Below are 17,248 nucleotides of genomic sequence, written 5' to 3' on the forward strand. Positions count from 1 at the left end.
GACTCAGTGGCAGGGGAACCCGAGGAAGTGACGGGAGTCGTGCACCCACTCGTGGATGTGCATGTCATTCCCGAAGACCGAGTAGGCGCCCTGGTCGACACCGATGAAGTAGTACAGCAGCAGAGCGACGACGACAGCGCCGATCACCCAGCCGAGGGCCGAGTCCTTGGCCCAGTCGACAGCACCAACCTGCGGCTTGACGGCAATCTCATGCGAAGCCATGGCAAAACCTCCCGGGGTATCAGATCCCCATAAATCCTGGATGCCCCACGCGGGGCACACCGGCACCCTACGCGCCTGCGCGCGCACATGATGGTCAGGACTCTCAGCCCTCAGGAGATCTCGTCAAAGGGACGCCGGCGCATCCGGTGGGGCAGGACGAACCGGGCTGCCTGGTTCAGGTCCTCGTCGGTGATCGTGGTGCGGCCATTCCACGCTGCCAGGGCGCGGGCGGCGCGCACCATCATGATGTCGGCGCGATGACCGTCCACCCCGGCCTCCAGGCAGGTGGTCGCCACAGTCACGAGGACGTCGTCAGTCACCTCGACCGCGGGCTTCAGCTCCATCGCGTCGGTGATGCCGGAATCAAGTGTCTCCCCGGCCTCGCGCCAGGAATCGGCGAACCGCTGGGGGTCGGTCTCGGAGGCGATCCTGCGCCGGATCACCTCGACCCGCAGCGCGGGGTCCGCCTCCCCGGTCACGGTGACGCACAGCCCGAAGCGGTCGAGCAGCTGTGGGCGCAGCTCCCCCTCCTCGGGGTTCATGGTGCCCACCAGGGTGAACCGGGCAGGATGGGTGACGCTGACACCCTCCCGTTCGACGGTGCTGACCCCCATTGCGGCCGAGTCGAGAAGCAGGTCGACGACATGGTCGTCGAGGAGATTGACCTCGTCGGCGTAGAGGATGCCTCGGTGGGCAGCGGCCAGCAGTCCCGGCTGGAAGTGGCGTCGTCCCTGTCTCAGGGCCGTCTCGAGGTCCAGAGAACCGATGACGCGATCCTCGGTGGCGCCCACCGGGAGCTCGACCACCGGTACCTGGACGGTACGAATCTCCTCCGGGTGCCGGGGCAGGCCGAGTCCGGGTGCGTACTCGTCGTACTCATCGGGATCGAGATGGTAGGGGCCCGCCACCTCGGCCCGATGGGGCAGCAGTGCCGCCAGACCGCGCACCGCCGTGGACTTGGCGGTGCCCTTCTCCCCCCGGATGAGGATGCCGGAGAGTTCCGGCGCGATGACGGTGAGGATGAGACCGAGCTTCATCTCCTCCTGCCCGACGATTGCGGCGAAGGGGTAGCCGAGGTGTGCCATGGGGGTCCTTTCCGAAGTCATGGTCGCGAGCGAGGGGAGGTGCTGGTGGAGGCGAGTCGGGATGCACCGATCAGATCCTCGGCGCGCAGGTCCTTGATGCGCAGGCAGGACGCTCCCAGGGCCCTGGCCAGCTCGGCTGCGCTCGACAGCCCGTTTCGCGCAGAACCGGTGGGGTTCCGGTGGTCGGCGGTGTCGATGACCACCCAGCTGATGCGCCGGTCGGCCGCCAGCCTGCCGGCGAGGGCGAGGGCCTCCTCGGTCGCAGTCCTGGAGGGCTCGCCGGCCAGAGTGACATTGCCACGTCCGTCGGTCACCAGAATGACGACCGGACGGGTGGTCGGCTCCTTCAAGAGGACTGGCCTGAGCAGCCGGTCCGCACCGGCCAGTCCCGCCGACAGCGGCGTTCGACCGCCGACGGGCAGCTCGGCAAGACCCCTCCTGGCGACCTCCACCGATGGGGTCAGCGGCACCAGCGTCTCGGCTGTGCGTCGGCGGAAGGCGATGAGCGCCACCTGGTCGCGGCGCGTGTAGGCGTCCAGCAGCAGGGACATCACCGCTCCCTTGCTGGCGATCATCCGGCCCTGTGCTCCCATCGAACCCGAGGCATCGACGACCAGGACGACGCAGGATCCGACGCGATGCACCCGGACCTTTCGTCTCCAGTCCTGCCTGGTGACGATGATCGCCGGAAGATCATCGTCGGAGCGCCGCGCCTGCTGATGGCGAGCTCTCTGGTGAAGGGCCGCTGCCCGCAGGGTGGCGTCGATCGCCAGGTCATCGGCCAGATCGGTCTGTCGGGATCCGGAGCAGTGTCCCCGATGATCCTCGCTGTGAGAGGTCAGCCGCCGACCCGAACCCGATCTGGTCCGCCGGTCCCGATCCGGTTCGATGGGTCTGACATGGAAGGCCTGCCCGATGGGTGAGACCTCCTCACCACCGCTCCGGTCCTGACAGTGCCGGTCCTGACAGTGCCGGTCGTCGCGGCGTGTCGGCATGTCCTGTTCGCGACTCGCACCGTCCGGCCCGGGACCGCCCATCGGCGAGCGGTCGGGACTGGCGCCGGGCGTGCCGCGGGGGGAGCTCGGAGTGCGCTCATCGGGACCGGTACGAGGAGGCCTGTTCTGTGCGCGGGTCTCCCGCCGCCGGTGACGCAGCACCATCTGCGCCACGGCCCCGACATCCTCCTCAGTCGCCTCGGTGCGCCCGGACCATGCGGCATGGGCGCGGGCAGACTCGGCCATCACCAGGTCCGCCCGGTGACCGGCGACATGAGCCTTCACGGCAAGCGCGACCACCATGTCCAGCAGCGGTTCGGGCACCGAGGTGGTGGCCAGTCTCAGACGCGCGTCGGCCAGCCGCGCGGCCAGTCGGTCCTCCTCCTGTGACCAGGCCCCCGAGAATCCGGCCGGATCGGCGTCGAAGGCCAGCCGTCGCCTCAGGATCGTGGTGCGGACGGCGAGATCGGTCTCCCCGGCCACCTCGACGCACAGCCCGAACCGGTCGAGCAGCTGGGGACGCAGTTCCCCCTCCTCCGGGTTCATGGTGCCGACCAGGATGAACCGGGAGGGGTGGGAGGAGCTGACACCCTCCCGCTCGACGATGCAACGCCCGCTGGCGGCGGCGTCGAGGACCAGGTCGACCAGATGGTCGTCGAGCAGGTTCACCTCGTCGACGTGGAGCACCCCGCCGTCCGCCTCGGCCAGCAGTCCCGGGGAGCACACCGGCCGGCCCGAGACGATGCTGGCCTCCAGATCCAGCCCTCCCGCTACACGGTCCTCGGTGGCGCCGAGGGACAGCGTGCGCAGCGGGCCGGTGGGAAGCAGCCGTGCCAGTCCCCGCACAATGGTCGACTTGGCGGTGCCCTTCTGTCCCCGCAGCAGTACGCCGCCGATCGACGGGTTCACGGCGGCGAGCAGCAGGGCCAGGCGGGTCTCCTCCTGCCCGGCCACCGCGGAGAACGGATATCCGGTCATCGTCATCCTCTAGGCATCGTTGCTGCCGGCCCCATCCGGGGCTGTTGCCGGCATTCTCGCTGCTGTCGGGTGGAGGACGCGCTCAGGCCTTCGTGGTGGCGTCCTGGATGGACTTTCCATAGGTCTTCTGGAAGTACGTCTCGGCGGTCTCCATGAAACCGACATTCTCCTGCTCGGCGCTGTCCCAGCGGTTCATCTTCTTGGTCGAGGCGGAGAGGTCCTTGCCGGTGGCGTCCTTCACCGACAGCAGCTTCTTCGTCCGCAGATCCACTGTGTATTCGTACGTCTTGCCCATCGCGACCGACTTGTGATGACGCAGGAAGGTGTTGGTCGCGTAGTTGAAGACGTAGAAGTCGGCGTAGTTGCCACCGGAGGTGGGGTCGATGAGCTGGAACCTGGCCTGTCCGCTCGCCCCGGGAGTGATGGTGATGGCCGCCCCGGAGCCCTTCTCGATGTTGGCCCTGCGATCGGTGACGGTGATCTTCCCGGCCTTGGTGACAAGGGTCGCGGGGGAGGCTGCAGCACTGCTGGCCGAGGCGGCACTGCTGGCCGGCGCGGTCGCGGCGGGGCTGCTGGCGGCCGGAGCCGCGGTGCCACCGGATGAGCACGCGGTGGCTCCCAGTGCGAGGGTGAGGATGGCAAGGGTGGCCAGTGCGGTCTTCTTCATGGTGGATTCTCCTGTGTCAGTAGGGATGGGAAGTCAGTGGGGTTGGGAAGTCAGTAGGGACGGATGTCAGGTGAGATGGATGTCGGTGGGGATGGATGGGTCGGGGTCGTCGGTGTCGCCGGCGGCCTCAAGATCTGAGTCGATCTCGAACATCGCCCGGGCCAAGCCCTCCAGGCGCTGATCGTCGGCCTGCCACAGGCCTCTGCGGGCGGCCTCGCCAAGACGGGCTGCGGTGTCCATGGCGGCATGCGGGTTGTTGGCGACCAGCCGGTCGAGCATCTCGGGATCGCCGATGAGGCGGTCGAAGGTCTCGTCGAACATCCAGCCCTCGACCTGACCGGTGGTCGCTGCCAGCCCGACGAGATTGAGCACACGGGTGGCGATCTCGGCCCCGCCGCGGTGCCGATGAGCGAGCATGGCGGTCTGCCACTGCGGGTTGAACAGTCTGGTGCGCAGACCGAGGGCCACCGCCTCGGTGGCGGTCGAGGTGTGGGGACGTCGGGTCGTCGTGTCGGTCACCAGCACGGGGACCTGGTGGCCGCGCGCGTGGCCGACCGCCGCCGTCAGTCCCCCGAGGTACTCGAAGTAGTGGTCCAGATCGGTGACGGCGTACTCGTTGGAGGAGCGGGTCTGGGAGACCGCGTCGACCCGCGACAGGCCCGCCAAGTACTGGGCGGGAGCCGGTTCGCCGGTGAGGTTGCGGGTGTAGGCATGGCTGGTCGCCCTGGTGAAGGCCTCCGCCAGGCTCTGGGTGTCGTCCCACTCGCCGGACTCGATGGTGTCGGTCAGCCCGGTGCCGTAGCTGCCCCGGGCGGGTCCGAAGATCCTGGCACGGCTCAGTTCGTCGGCCTGCTCGGTGTCTCCCCCGGCGGCCAGCAGCCGGGTGCGATCGGCACGGGTGTGGGCGGCGATCGGGTTGACCTCGTCCGGTTCGTCGAGTTGGGCGATCTGGGCGAAGAGGTCGTCCAGCTCACCGATCAGTGGACCGAAGAGATCGCGGAAGAAGCCGCAGATGGTGACGATGACGTCGACCCGGGGGTGGGTGAGCTGGTCGGTCGGCACCACCTCGAACCGGGGACGGCCCGGTCGGGGGTGTGCGACCGGCCGCGCCCCGATGAGCGACAGGATCTGGGCGAAGCTCTCTCCCTGGGTGCGCGAGGTCTCCAGCCCCCACAGCACGACGCCGACGCTGCGCGGGTCGCGTCCGTGGTGGCCGGTGCGGTAGGAGGACCGGACTCCGGCGGCGATCTGGACGCCGCGCCTCCAGGCCACCTCGGTGGGCACTCGCCTGGGATCGAACTGGAACAGGCCGCCGCCGGCGGGGAGCACATCGGGAGTGCGCACGACGTCGCCGCCCAGCCGGGCCGGGACGTGCCGTCCCGCCAGGGCCGCGTGGAGGCCGTCCCACTCGTGGTTGGTGGAGAACCGCCGGGCCAGCTCGCGAGCCGCCGACTGCAGCTCCTCAGGCGCATCGGAGTCACCGCCGAGGCAGGACCGGACCACCGTGCGTGCCCGGCGCCGCAGCGCCTGGCGGGTGTCTGAGGGCAGGGTGTCCAGATCCGCGTCCAGGCCCTGCTGCCGGGCGAGCACCTCCTCCGCCGGGGGCACCGAGTCGGCCCCGTGGAGAAGAACGGCCTCCACCATCGCGGCGATCTGATCGGCATCCCAGGGCGATCCGAAGACGTGCAGGCCGATCGGGATGAGACCCTCCCGGGTGCGTTCGAGCTCGGCCTCGAGCCGGTCGGCGTCGGTGGGCAGATGCGCGGCCTCGGCGAGTGCCCTCAGTCGGTCCCGGAGATCCTCGCTGGTGGCCGGCGCCAGGGTGAGGCTGCGCCGGTACTCCTGAAGAACCTCGTCGAGGTCCGCCAGGCTGTCGTGGAGTCCTCCGGGGCGCATCGCGACCGGTTGGTAGCTCACCAGTTGGGCGTGCGACCGGCGAAGCGCGATGAGCGACTCGGACGGGTTTCCGCAGTAGTAGAGGTAGATGTGCGGTACTCCGCCGAGCATTCGGTCGGGGAAGTCGCGGGTACTGACGGCGTTCTCCTTGGAGGCCAGGAACTCCAGGGTGCCGTGGGTGCCGACGTGAATGATGACGTCGGCGTACCAGACCTCCCTCAGCCAGGTGTAGAAGGCCAGGTACTGCGGGTGCGGCGGCCGGGTGCGGTCGTGGGCGTCGTTGGGACCGCCGCCCCGGCCGGGCTGAATGGCGACCAGGGCGTTCCGGTACTCGACTGCGGGTATCAGGAAGTCGCCATCCGGGGCGGTCATGGGCTGGCCGGCGCCGCCGTGCGGCCATTCGGCGCGCACCCGTGCCCATGCGTCGTCGTCGCCGAGATCGCGTTCTGCCTCCCGACGCGGGTAGCGGATCGGATCCCCGGCGGTGACGTACCTCGGTGAGTTGACGGCCCGCGCCAGCAGGTCGTCGAGAAGTCGGCCGGCCGGCGGGGTGGCGACGTCGTAGCCTCGCCGGGACAGGTCGGAGAGGATGGCGCAGATGGAGGCGGCGACGTCCAGGAAGGCGCCGCCCAGCAGTCGATCCTCGCCGGCGGGGTAGTCGTACCCCACGATCGCCACGCGGACGCTCCCGGCCGGCAACCGGCGCAGTCTCAGCAGGCCGGCGGCCCGGCTCACCAGACGGTCGATCTGGTCCGGGATCGGTACCAGCGAGCTGAAGGCGACCTGGTGGCGCTCGTCGCGGGTCGCCTCTCCCATCGCTGCCACCGGGATCTCGTCGATGCAGCCGTCCAGTTCGGGCAGCATCACCGAGACCATGGTCTCGGCCGGTCCCAGCCCGGCCGGGCTCCGCCGCCACTCCTCGACCGTGTGACGGGTGAGTGCGAGAGGCCTCAGGTAGGCCGCCCCCCATTCGCGGAGAAGGTCGGTTCCCCGGTCTGCATTGCCACCACGGGGCCCGGCCCCCAGCCGGAAGCCCATCAGGTTGATCACGAGGTCTGGTGTCAGTCCGGCGTCGGCCATCAGGGTGCGCAGTGCCTCGGGGCTGCGCCCGGCGTCGCCGAGGACGGCGATCGGTAGCACCCTGGCGATGCGGGACAGGGCCGAGGCCAGGACGGCCGCGATGGGCTCGGTGGCGGTCGGATAGCTGCGTCCCGAGTAGATCAGCACGGCCAGCGGGCCGCCGCGACCGCCGAACTGCGGGTGGGCATCGGCGAAGGCGGCGATGTCGTGATAGCGGGTGGCGGTGGACGGGTCAGAGGGCAGGACCCCGTCCACGGGGGTCGTGGCAACGGTGACCTCGATCTCCGGGTGGTCTCCGTAGAAGTGCAGACAGATGGTGAGGAACTGCATCGCCCGGTCGGCGTCCATGGCGTGGAAGCAGGACAGCAGGGTCCCGAGGTTGCGGCGGTCCGACGGGGAGGCTGCGGAGCCTGCGAGGGCTCGCCCGCCCATTGGCCCTCGGCCTACCGACGGTGCCGATGCGGTGACGCTGCCCAGCCGCAGCTTCTCGCTGAAACCGCGACCGGTCGGCAGCAGCTGGCCGTCGAAGCCGCTGAGGGGGACGGCCATCGCCTCGGCCCAGCGCGGGTCGGCCCCCATCTCGTCGACGACGACCATGTCGGCACCCGGGATCGTCGCGGCCAGACGGGCCAGGTCGGGGCGTGCGGGAGCGAGGGAGGCGTTGAAGGGAACCAGGTCGCTGGCCCCGGGGTGGGTGGCCTCGATCCGGTCGGCGGCGTCGATGAGCCGGCCGATCACCTCGGGGCAGACCGTGACGATGACGATCCTCATGACGCCGGTCCTCCGAGGGTGCAGGCGTCCGGGGCGTGGTCCACGGCGGTCCCGGGCGTGGCAGCGGCCCGCCGGCAGGGCTGGACCACCGGCCTTCCCGTCAGCGGATCACTGGTGGTCCACACGTCGACGCCGAACCCCTCGCGCACCACCACGGGGGCCAGAGCCTCCTGCGGCGCGCCTGCCGTCAGGACTCGTCCCTGGGTCATCACCAGGCAGGTGTCGGCATAGCGTGCCGCCTGTGTCAGATCGTGCAGCACCATGATCACGGTGATCCCGCGCTCCCGGTTGAGCTCGGCGACCAGGTCGAGGATGTCGATCTGGAAGGCGATGTCGAGGTAGGTCGTCGGTTCGTCGAGGAGCAGCACCGTGGGCTGCTGGGCCAGTGCGGTGGCCAGCCAGGCCCGCTGACGCTCGCCTCCCGACAGGGTGCCCATGCGTCGGTCGGCCAGGTGTGTCAGGCCCGTGAGGTCCAGGACGTTGTCGACCACCTGCTGGTCGTCGGACAGTCCCGCCTGCCACCACCGGCGATGGGCGTAGCGGCCGTAGCCGATCATTCTGCGCACGGTCACGTCGGAGCTGATCCGGGGACTCTGCCACACGGTGGCGATCGCCCGCGCCCGGGCGGTGCTGCTGAGGTCGGAGACCGGCCGCCCGTCCAGAAGGACCTCGCCGGTGCAGTGCAGCGCCCCGCAGATGGCTCGGATGAGAGTGGTCTTGCCCGAACCGTTGGGGCCCAGCACCGCATGGATCGCCCCGGCGCGGAAGTCGGCATCGATGCCGTGCAGGATCTCGGTGCCGGCGAGTTCGACACGGAGGTCGACCGTGCGGATGCCTCCCGGGGGGGCGGGTGCCGGGAGGGCCGTGCCCGTCACAGCGTCCTCCTCAGGAGGAAGAGGAAGAAGGGGACGCCGAGGGCGGCCATGGCTATTCCGACGGGAATCTCCACCGGGCTGAACAGGGTGCGCGAGAGAGTGTCGCTGAGCATCAGAAGTGCGGCACCGCACAGGATGGAGCCTGGGATCAGCACTCGATGGTCGGAACCCAGGACGAGCCGCATGATGTGGGGGACGATGAGCCCGACGAAGCTCAGCAGGCCCACGGCAGCGACGGACACGGCGGCCAGCAGGGCGGCCAGGGTGGTGAAGAACAGCCGACTGGCCTGGACATTCATGCCCATCGAACCGGCGACGTCGTCACCGAGCACGAGGATGTTGAGACGGCTGTCCACCATGAGGGTGATGGCCAGGGCGACGAGACTGTACGGCCAGATCATCCGCAACTCGGTCCATCCGCGGAGCGACATGCTGCCGTTCATGAACATCAGCGCGCCCTGCACCCGGTCGGAGTAGAGCACCATGACAGCCGATATGCCGGCCCCGCAGAGCGCGGAGACCGCCACCCCGGCCAGGATGATCCGGAGCGGCTGGATCCCACCCCGCCAGGCCAGGGCGTAGATGGTCAGCGCGGCCGCCATCGCACCGGCGAATCCCAGCGGAGGAACCAGGGTCTGGTTCTCCGGGTGGATCACCAGAATGGCGATGCCCACCAGACCGGCTCCCGAGGAGATCCCGATGATGCTCGGGTCGGCGAGCGGATTGGCCATCACGGCCTGCAGGATGGTGCCGCTGGTCGCCAGGTTCATCCCGACCAGAGCCGCCAGCAGCATCCGCGGCAGGCGGATGTCCCAGACCACCCGGTGCCAGCTGTCGTCGGTGTGCACCAGCGCGGAGACCACCTGCCCCGGCGTCAGGTCGATGGTTCCCCATCCGACTGCCAGCAGGCCGGCAGCGACCACGAGTACGGCGAGACCGGTCAGCACCGTCGTCCGGTACCAGCGGCGCTCCTGAAGAGGAAGGGATGACGCCGCGAGCGGGGCCGGAGACCTGGCGGGGATCTCCGGGACGGTCATGCGACCTGCTTCGGTGCGCCGTAGACGTCCGGGTAGATGCTGGCGGCGAGGAACTCCATCGCGTCGCCGTAGTACGGGCCGGCATTCATCAGGAAGTACTGCTGCGGGAGGTAGATGACCTTGCCGTTGCGGACGGCGTCGACGGCCTGCCAGGCTTTGTTGGTGGCGAACTCCTGGTTGATGCGCTGCTTGGCCAGGGAGTTCGACTTCATCATGCTCGTCACGAGGATGTAGTCGGGCTTCTGGCGGACGATCTCCTCGATGTCCAGAGGAGTCGTCTCGGATCCGGGGTTGTCGGGGGTGAGCCCGGAGGCCAGGTTCCTCAACTTGAGGGTCTGGGCCATCTGGCCGGCGATGCTGTTGTCCAGTTTGACCGACAGGGCGGTGGCGGTGACGTAGACGATGGCGACCTTGGTGGTGCGGTTCGGCAGCTTGGCTACGACGCGGTTCACCTGAGTCCGGATGTGCGAGATGCGCTGCTCGGCGATCTCGGGGTGCCCGGTGAGAGCGCCGAATGCCCGGTAGGTGGCGCTCAGCTCATCCATGGATCGGGCCTTGACGGTCATGGTGCGCAGGCCGAGTTCGTGGAGCCGGTTGTACAGGGTGTCCTGCTCGCCGCTCATGATGATGACGAGATCGGGCTTGTACGAGGTGAGGGCCTCCATATTGGGGGACAGCGCTCCACCGACGGTGGGGACCGCCTTCATCTCCTTCTCATGGGCCGGGACGATGCGCAGATTCTGGGTGATGTCGGACCGGCACACCGCCTTCCCGTCGACATCGAACCACAGATTGAGAGGAGTCGCCGATATCACGCAGACTCGACGAGGAGCGTGGGTGAACACGAGCTTCTGATTGTTGAAATCGGTGACCGTCAGGGGGAAGGAGGCTCCGGAGATTCTCACCGGGTTCGTTCCCGCCGAGGCATCCGACCCGGACCGTGATCCACTCGGGGATCCACTGGCGGCCGATGGGGACCCGGTGGCGCTCCCGGACGGCGTTGAACAGCTCGTGAGGAGGCCCGTGCAGGCGATCGTCAGCGCGGCACAGGATGCGGTGAGGGAACGGCGAAACGAACGGTGTGTGAGCATGACCTGCGCCTCCGGACGGACGCGCTGGACGCATGACGCACCAGTTCATCCATCGTGAACTCGAGTGGACACGCCGAGGCAGGCGACCGGACTTCGCCGAGATGGCGTCACCGTTGCGGGACAGTGCCGGATTCTCACCGGCTTCGCTGACACTCGATGTGGTCACGTCTTCCGTGACGCAATTACGCTATCAGTCGCAATCTCTGCAGATCATGCCGACCGCCGCTACTAGGATTCCTCCGGAACTCGGCTGAACGGGAGTGGGCCTCCAAGTGACCCCGCGAGCCTGGGGGACTGGATCAGCGGGGCGACGAAGGTCGCGATCCGGCTGGTGCCCTCCTCGATGGCGTCCTGCGAGGTGGCGTAGGAGAGTCTGACGTGTCCCTCTCCGAGGAATCCGAAGTCGATCCCGGGGGCGACCGCCACGCGCTGCTCGGCCAGCAGTCGGGTGGCGAACTCCTGCGAGGTCAAGCCGGTGCGCTCGATGTTGACGAAGACGTAGAACGCGCCGTTGGGGGTGCGGCACTCCAGTCCGTCGATCCGGTTGATCGCCGCCACGATGAGATCGCGCCGGCGCAGATAGCTGGCCCGCATCGTCTCGACCACGGACTGGTCGCCGTCCAGGGCGGTGGCCGCGGCCACCTGTGCGGTGGCATTGACGCAGCTCAGCAGGCACTCCTGCATGGCGGGCATCCGGCCGATGATCTCCCGGGGGCCGAGGATGAACCCGACCCGCCATCCGGTCATCGCGTAGGCCTTGGAGACCGAGTCGACGCAGAAGGTGCGCTCCCGCATGCCGGGGAGCCGGGCGATGTTGAAGAACTCGGTCTGCCCGTAGACCAGGTGCTTGTAGACCTCGTCGAAGATCACGTAGAGGTCGTTCTCGAGGGCGACCCGGGCGATCATCTCGAGGTTCTCCCGGGAGGCGGTGGTGCCGGTCGGATTGGCCGGGGAGTTCACCAGGATCACCTTCGTCCGGTCGGTGACGGCCCTCCTCAGGGACTCCTCCTCGAAGCAGAATCCGGTCTCCTCGCGGGTCGGGACGAATACCGGGGTGCACCGGTTCAGGACGATCGTGCCCTGGTAGTTCGCGTAGCAGGGATCGGTCACCAGCACCTCGTCGCCGGGGTTGGTCAGTGTCGCGAGGGTGAGGTAGAGCCCCTCCATGGCGCCATTGGTGACCATGATCTCGGAGGCCGGGTCGTAGTCGATCCGGTCGAAGCGACGGAACTCCCGGGCCACCGCCTCGCGCAGCGGGCGGATCCCCGAGTTGTCGGTGTAGCCGATCCGGTCGTGCTCGAGGGACCGGGTCGCGGCCTCGATGACGGCCGGCGGGGTGGGGAAGTCGGGCTCGCCGACGGCGAAGGAGATGACGTCGTCCATCCCGATGATCTGGTTGAAGATGACCCGCAGCAGGGACAGGGGCGTCGCGCTGGCCGCGGAACTGATCGGTTCCATCGGCGGGATCCTCGGGATCGTGTGGGCTGTGGCGGGCCCACAGCGGTCAGGGCAGATTGTGGTCGATCGCCGTTACGCGCCGATGACACCGGGCCGGGGAAGCCGGACGGGGAGGTTGGGGCAGGTGAGGCCGGGCCGGGGAGGCCGGCGCAGGTGAGCGCTCGCCGCCGTCACTGACCCGACTTCGGCACCGCCAGCTCGCCATCGACGTACTGGGAACGTCCGAATCCGAAGCTCCAGTCGTGATGGGTGTTCTCGAAGTAGCCGATGAACACGTCCTCTGCCGGCACTCCGGCCTTCTCCAGGTTGCCGGCGATCCCGGCGAACAGCGCCTCCTTCTCCTTGTCGGAGCGGCCCTGCTGGGTGAAGATGTGGACCATCACGACGCCCGAGTCGCGCTCGAACCCGAGTCCGGCGTCCTGGGCGATGATCTCGCCCTCGTCGTGCTGGGTGATGATCTGGAACCGGTCGCGCTCCGGGATCCCGTAGACGCCGACCAGGGCGGAGTGGATCGCGTCTGCGATCGCGCGGATGGATTCCGGGGTGCGACCCTTGTTCAAGTCGATGCGGACCAGTGGCATGACAGCCTCCAATTTGTCGTTACATATGTGTCTATATGACCCAATTGCATGTGTCAAATGGGGGCATGCCCGCTTTTGTCGGGAGTTTGTCAGCCGCTCCAGGCGGGCTCCTCCTCGCTGGAGGGTTCAGCCGGCCCGCACCCTCTTCCACGATGCTCGCGAAGTTCGACGATGCTCGCGCTATAGCGCGAGCATCGTCGAACTTCGCGAGCATCGTGGATGTGCTGGAATCCGTGGGCGTCCTGGGGTTACCTGGACTTCAGCGACTGGCGCCATCCGGGTGAGGGGTGCGCGCGGGTTGGGGTCCACGGTCTCGAACCTCTAGGGTTGAGTACCCGCGAGACCGTCCCCCAATCATCGTTGACTAGGACACTCTCCCGTCGGAAAGCCCGGTGAGGGAGGAGAAGGGACGGACTCCGGACACCATCGCTGGCACAGCAGCCAGACAGGAACGGACTCACATGTCAGTAGAAGCCCGGAGCTCTGAGGGCCCGCTCGTCGTGGCCATCGACTCATCGACCACCTCCACCAAGGCCATCGTCGTCGACGTCGAGGGCAACGTCTGGGAGACCGCGAAGCGGGAGATCCAGCTCCACACCCCGGCGATGGACGAGTACGAGCACAATCCCATTCGATGGTGGGAGACCTCCCGGGACACCATCGCCGAGGTGCTGGCACGCCTCAGCGCGGCCGATCGGGCGCGGGTGAGTGCGATCGGCATCACTCAGCAACGCGAGTCCTTCGCCCCCTTCACGGCCGACGGCACCCCTCTTCGCAATGGAATCCTGTGGCTGGACGGTCGGGCCACCGACCAGATCCGCCGGTTCGGCACGGAGCATGTCCATGAGCTGTCGGGCAAGCCGGCCGGCGTCACCCCCGCCATCTACAAGATGACCTGGGTCAGCGAGCACGAGCCCGAGGTGATGGACAAGGCCGACAAGATCGTCGACGTCGGTGGCTACATCTCCTTCCAGCTCACCGGTCGGTGGGCCACCTCGGAGGCTTCTGCCGACTCCCTGGGGCTGTTCGACATCGAGGCCCGCACCTGGGCCGACGAGCTGCTCGAGATCGCCGGGGTCCGCCGCGACCAGATGGCCGACCTGGTGCCGCCCGCCCAGCCGGTCGCCGACCTGCGAGCCGATCTGGCGGAGGCCTGGGGGCTGTCGGGCTCGATCCCGGTCGTCGCCGGCCTCGGTGACGGTCAGGCCGCCGGTATCGGCGCCGCAGCGATCAGCCCGGAGATCGCCTACCTCAACCTCGGCACCGCGGTGAACGCCGGCGTCGAGTCACCGACCTACGCCTATGACTCCGGGGTGCGCACCCTGGTCTCCGGTATCCCCGGCGAGTACGTCTTCGAGGTGCTCCAGTCCTCGGGCTCCTACCTGGCCGGCTGGTTCCGCGAGGCCCTCGGTGACCCGAAGCTGCTGGGCGCTCCCGACCCCGCACTGGACTCGGCCGCATCCCAGATCCCGCCGGGATGCGAGGGCCTCATCACCCTGCCCTACTGGAACGCCGTCCAGTCGCCCTACTGGAATCCGGTGGCTCGCGGCGCCGTCGTCGGCTGGCGGGGCACCCACTCCCGCGCCCACATGTACCGGTCGATCCTGGAATCGATCGGCTTCGAGATGCGCGCCAATCTCGACTCCATCGAGAGGCGCACCGGGGTGAGGATCACCACCCTGCGCGCCATGGGCGGCGGCACCCGATCGGCGCTGTGGCGTCAGATCATGGCCGACACCGCCGGTCTGCCCATCACCACCTGCGTCCAGGACGAGATCTCCGCCCTCGGCGCTGCGGTGCTGGCGATGGCCGCGATCGGGGCCCACGGCAGTCATGACGTCGCGGCCTCCGCCATCGCGATGGCCCACTTCGGGCAGACCACCGAGCCCGACGCCGCCCTCCATGAGCAGTACCGGGACGTCGCCGCCGTCCAGCGCCGCCTCTACCCTCAGCTCCAGGACGTCTTCGAGGACCTCCACACCCTCTCCCAGCGCTACCCCAGCACCAAGCCGCAGTCCCCCACCGTGGAGAGCTGAGCAGTACCGAACAGACCAGTAGGCAGTACAGACCTGGGCAGTCAGACCCGGGACTACTGAGCACTCGCGAAAGGACATCACAGATGCCAACCTTCACCGTTCTCGGCGCAGGTGCCATGGGCACCGCGCTGTGCAAGCCGTTCATCGACGCCGGGTGGGAGGTCCGGCTGTGGGGAACCTGGCTCGACGACCACCTGATCGACGCGATCGAGGCCGGCCAACCCCATCCCCGGATCAAGGTGGCGGCCGCCCCCGGGATCAGGACCTTCCGCTCCGGCCAACTGGCCGAGGCTCTGGAGGGGGCTGACGTCGTCGACATCGCCGTCACCTCCGAGGGACTTCCCAGGGTCACCGAGATGGCTCTCGATCACATCGCAGGGCTGAGGGCGCTGTGCCTGACGGCGAAGGGATTCTGGACCGACCCCGAGGGCAGGATCCGTCTGCTGCCCGACGCCATCCGCGCCATCGCCGACCAGAAAGGAGTCTCGCTGCCCCCGCTGGTCGCCGTGGGCGGCCCGGTGAAGGCCAACGAGTGCGCCGCCGGGGAGGTGACCGCCACCACCTACGCCTCCAGGGATCTGGCTCTCGCCGAGACCCTGGCCCGCGAGGCTGCCACCGACACCTACGGCATCCGGCCCAGCGACGACGAGACCGGGGTGGAGCTGTGCGCAGCCCTCAAGAACGTCTACGCCATCTCCCTGGGCATCGCCGACGGGTTGGGGGAGGCCACCGGGGTGCCGCGTCACAATCTCAAGGCGGCGGCCTTCGCCCAGGCGATCCGCGAGATGTCCCTGCTGGTGGCCGCGGTCGGCGGGCATTCCGAGACCCCTTACGGGCTCGCCGGGGTGGGCGACCTGGAGGTCACCGGACTGTCCGGGCGCAACAAGCTCTACGGGGTCCGACTCGGCAAGGGGGAGACGCCCGACGGCGCCCTCGCCGAGATGAACCGGCTGGAGCAGACCGTCGAGGGGTACCCAGCCGCACCGCTGGCGGTGGCCTTCGCCCACCAGGCCGGTGCCGATGAGGGGACCCTCCCGCTGCTCCACGCGGTGGCCCGGATCCTCCAGGGTGGCGTCGACGACGTCTATGCCGCCGTGGCGGCAGCCGTGAAGCCGGCCAGGCCCTGATCTGGCGCGCCCGGACGGGTGCGCGCTCAGGGAGGCGTCTTGAATCGCGGACAGACTGTGATAACTCGCACAAGATGCCTTGCCGCACGACACAAGGCGGTCCCGGTCCGGAGGGTATTTCGGACCGGGCCGCCTTTCCATGTTCATACAAAACAGCAAACGCTCATAATTACTGAGCGCGACATCGTCGGGTTCTGATTATTACCGAAATGTTACGAGTCCCGTTCGGGCGCGTGATATCGGGGTGGCGAGCCTAGTCAACACCGAATCTGTGAGTCCCGTGGCGGATCCTCGCGCCGTCGTGTCCCGAGCCCCGGGGAGTCACTCTTGTCAACGTTGTCAATCGTGTGGTCGGATAACGGCGGGTCACAACTCGGTGACCCCAGGGGCCGTGGTGCCCCGATACACGCAAGGAGAACCAAGGATGGTTGCTCTGGTCATCGCCGCACACGGCGAAATGGCCCCGGCACTGCTGGCCTCCGCCGAGATGATCGCCGGCCCCTCAGAAGATGTGAGAGCCGTCACCTTCTCGAAGTCGGAGGGGCCGGATGACCTTCTCAAGAAATATGAGGACGCCAGCAAGGAGCTCGGCTCCGACGTCCTGTTCCTCGTCGATCTGTTCGGCGGGAGCCCGTTCAACGCAGCGGCCCGGTTCGCTGCCGCCCACCCCGGCACCGACGTCGTCACCGGCGTCAACCTGCCGATGCTCATCGAGGTGCTGATGAGCCGGGCGGTGCTCACCGACGTTCCGGCGCTCGTCCAGCAGGCCCGCACCTCCGGCACTGCCGGGGTGTGCACGTTCAGCGACATGAACACCACCTCGGCCAGCGACGCCGGGGACGATGAACTCTGATGAACATCAAGTTGCTGCGCATCGACTCCCGACTGATCCACGGTCAGATCGCGAACAACTGGGTCAACACGGTCGGCGTCCAGACCATGATCGCGGTCTCGGACCAGGCCGCCCACGACGACATCCGCAAGACCCTGCTGCTGCAGGTCGGCAAGGAGAACACGAAGACCTTCGTGCTCGACCTCGCCAAGATGATGCGGGTCTACAACAACCCGAAGTACAAGGACCTCGACGCCCTCGTCGTGGTGGAGTCCCCCCAGGACGTCATCCGACTGATGGACGCCGGGCTGCCCGTCGACAAGGTCAACGTCGGCGGCATCACCTACCGCGAGGGGATGACCCGGGTCACCGAGTCGGTCTCCGTCGGTCCCGCCGAGATCGAGGCCTTCCAGGAGCTCGACAAGCGCGGCATCAAGCTCGAGGTCCAGCAGGTCCCCTCCAGCTCGCGCGCCAACATGATGGACAAGCTCCGCTCCGCGAAGCTCATCTAGGACGG

14 protein-coding genes and 1 riboswitch are annotated in these 17,248 nt (G+C 68.3%); of the genes, 4 read left to right on the forward strand and 10 right to left on the reverse strand.

Going from position 1 to position 17,248, the window contains the following annotated elements; genetic code table 11:
• Positions 1 to 3 precede the first annotated feature (3 nt).
• The 10 genes from H590_RS0100065 to H590_RS0100110 all read right to left on the reverse strand — a co-directional run bounded on the left by H590_RS0100065 (position 4) and on the right by H590_RS0100110 (position 12,736).
• Complete coding sequence (locus H590_RS0100065; RefSeq protein ID WP_036980314.1) at positions 4 to 222, reverse strand: CbtB domain-containing protein; 219 nt, start codon at positions 220 to 222, stop codon at positions 4 to 6.
• 110 nt (positions 223 to 332) lie between these two features.
• Positions 333 to 1,307 carry a magnesium chelatase ATPase subunit I gene (locus H590_RS0100070; RefSeq protein ID WP_028701941.1) on the reverse strand — a complete coding sequence of 325 codons (975 nt, stop codon included), beginning with the start codon at positions 1,305 to 1,307 and terminating at the stop codon, positions 333 to 335.
• Between the two features lie 17 nt (positions 1,308 to 1,324).
• Complete coding sequence (locus H590_RS0100075; protein ID WP_028701942.1) at positions 1,325 to 3,280, reverse strand: VWA domain-containing protein; 1,956 nt, start codon at positions 3,278 to 3,280, stop codon at positions 1,325 to 1,327.
• Between the two features lie 82 nt (positions 3,281 to 3,362).
• On the reverse strand, positions 3,363 to 3,947 hold the full coding sequence (locus tag H590_RS0100080) for a hypothetical protein (RefSeq protein WP_028701943.1): 585 nt from the start codon (positions 3,945 to 3,947) through the stop codon (positions 3,363 to 3,365).
• A 66-nt stretch (positions 3,948 to 4,013) separates the two neighbouring features.
• Entirely contained in the window at positions 4,014 to 7,694 is a 3,681-nt protein-coding gene (locus tag H590_RS13975; protein ID WP_051237990.1) for a cobaltochelatase subunit CobN, read from the reverse strand.
• Complete coding sequence (locus tag H590_RS13980) at positions 7,691 to 8,569, reverse strand: ABC transporter ATP-binding protein (protein WP_232020895.1); 879 nt, start codon at positions 8,567 to 8,569, stop codon at positions 7,691 to 7,693. The genes H590_RS13975 and H590_RS13980 overlap by 4 nt, the downstream gene beginning before the upstream one ends.
• Positions 8,566 to 9,606, reverse strand: coding sequence for a FecCD family ABC transporter permease (locus H590_RS0100095; RefSeq protein WP_051237991.1), 1,041 nt, complete (start codon positions 9,604 to 9,606; stop codon positions 8,566 to 8,568). The genes H590_RS13980 and H590_RS0100095 overlap by 4 nt, the downstream gene beginning before the upstream one ends.
• Positions 9,603 to 10,511: an ABC transporter substrate-binding protein gene (locus H590_RS13985; protein ID WP_051237992.1), complete on the reverse strand. Its 909-nt coding sequence runs from the start codon at positions 10,509 to 10,511 to the stop codon at positions 9,603 to 9,605. Before H590_RS13985 ends, H590_RS0100095 begins: the two co-directional genes overlap by 4 nt.
• 218 nt (positions 10,512 to 10,729) lie before the next feature.
• A riboswitch (adenosylcobalamin (AdoCbl) riboswitch) is annotated at positions 10,730 to 10,871 on the reverse strand.
• Between the two features lie 54 nt (positions 10,872 to 10,925).
• Positions 10,926 to 12,155 (reverse strand): pyridoxal phosphate-dependent aminotransferase, encoded by a 1,230-nt coding sequence (locus H590_RS13990; protein ID WP_071161676.1) that lies wholly within the window; start codon positions 12,153 to 12,155, stop codon positions 10,926 to 10,928.
• 170 nt (positions 12,156 to 12,325) lie between these two features.
• Positions 12,326 to 12,736, reverse strand: a complete 411-nt coding sequence (locus tag H590_RS0100110; RefSeq protein WP_028701946.1) for a tautomerase family protein — start codon at positions 12,734 to 12,736, stop codon at positions 12,326 to 12,328.
• Between the two features lie 461 nt (positions 12,737 to 13,197).
• Between H590_RS0100110 and H590_RS0100115 the strand changes: the two genes are divergently transcribed.
• The 4 genes from H590_RS0100115 (at position 13,198) to H590_RS0100130 (ending at position 17,243) form a co-directional block, all read left to right on the forward strand.
• Positions 13,198 to 14,772 carry a xylulokinase gene (locus H590_RS0100115; protein WP_028701947.1) on the forward strand — a complete coding sequence of 525 codons (1,575 nt, stop codon included), beginning with the start codon at positions 13,198 to 13,200 and terminating at the stop codon, positions 14,770 to 14,772.
• Between the two features lie 83 nt (positions 14,773 to 14,855).
• Entirely contained in the window at positions 14,856 to 15,899 is a 1,044-nt protein-coding gene (locus H590_RS0100120; RefSeq protein WP_028701948.1) for an NAD(P)H-dependent glycerol-3-phosphate dehydrogenase, read from the forward strand.
• 424 nt (positions 15,900 to 16,323) lie between these two features.
• Positions 16,324 to 16,752 carry a PTS sugar transporter subunit IIA gene (locus H590_RS0100125; protein WP_028701949.1) on the forward strand — a complete coding sequence of 143 codons (429 nt, stop codon included), beginning with the start codon at positions 16,324 to 16,326 and terminating at the stop codon, positions 16,750 to 16,752.
• The gene (locus H590_RS0100130; protein ID WP_027586374.1) at positions 16,752 to 17,243 is read left to right on the forward strand and encodes a PTS sugar transporter subunit IIB; all 492 of its coding nucleotides are present in this window, start codon (positions 16,752 to 16,754) and stop codon (positions 17,241 to 17,243) included. Before H590_RS0100125 ends, H590_RS0100130 begins: the two co-directional genes overlap by 1 nt.
• Positions 17,244 to 17,248 lie beyond the last annotated feature (5 nt).

This window comes from Acidipropionibacterium jensenii DSM 20535, from assembly GCF_000425285.1.
Lineage (GTDB): Bacteria > Actinomycetota > Actinomycetes > Propionibacteriales > Propionibacteriaceae > Acidipropionibacterium > Acidipropionibacterium jensenii.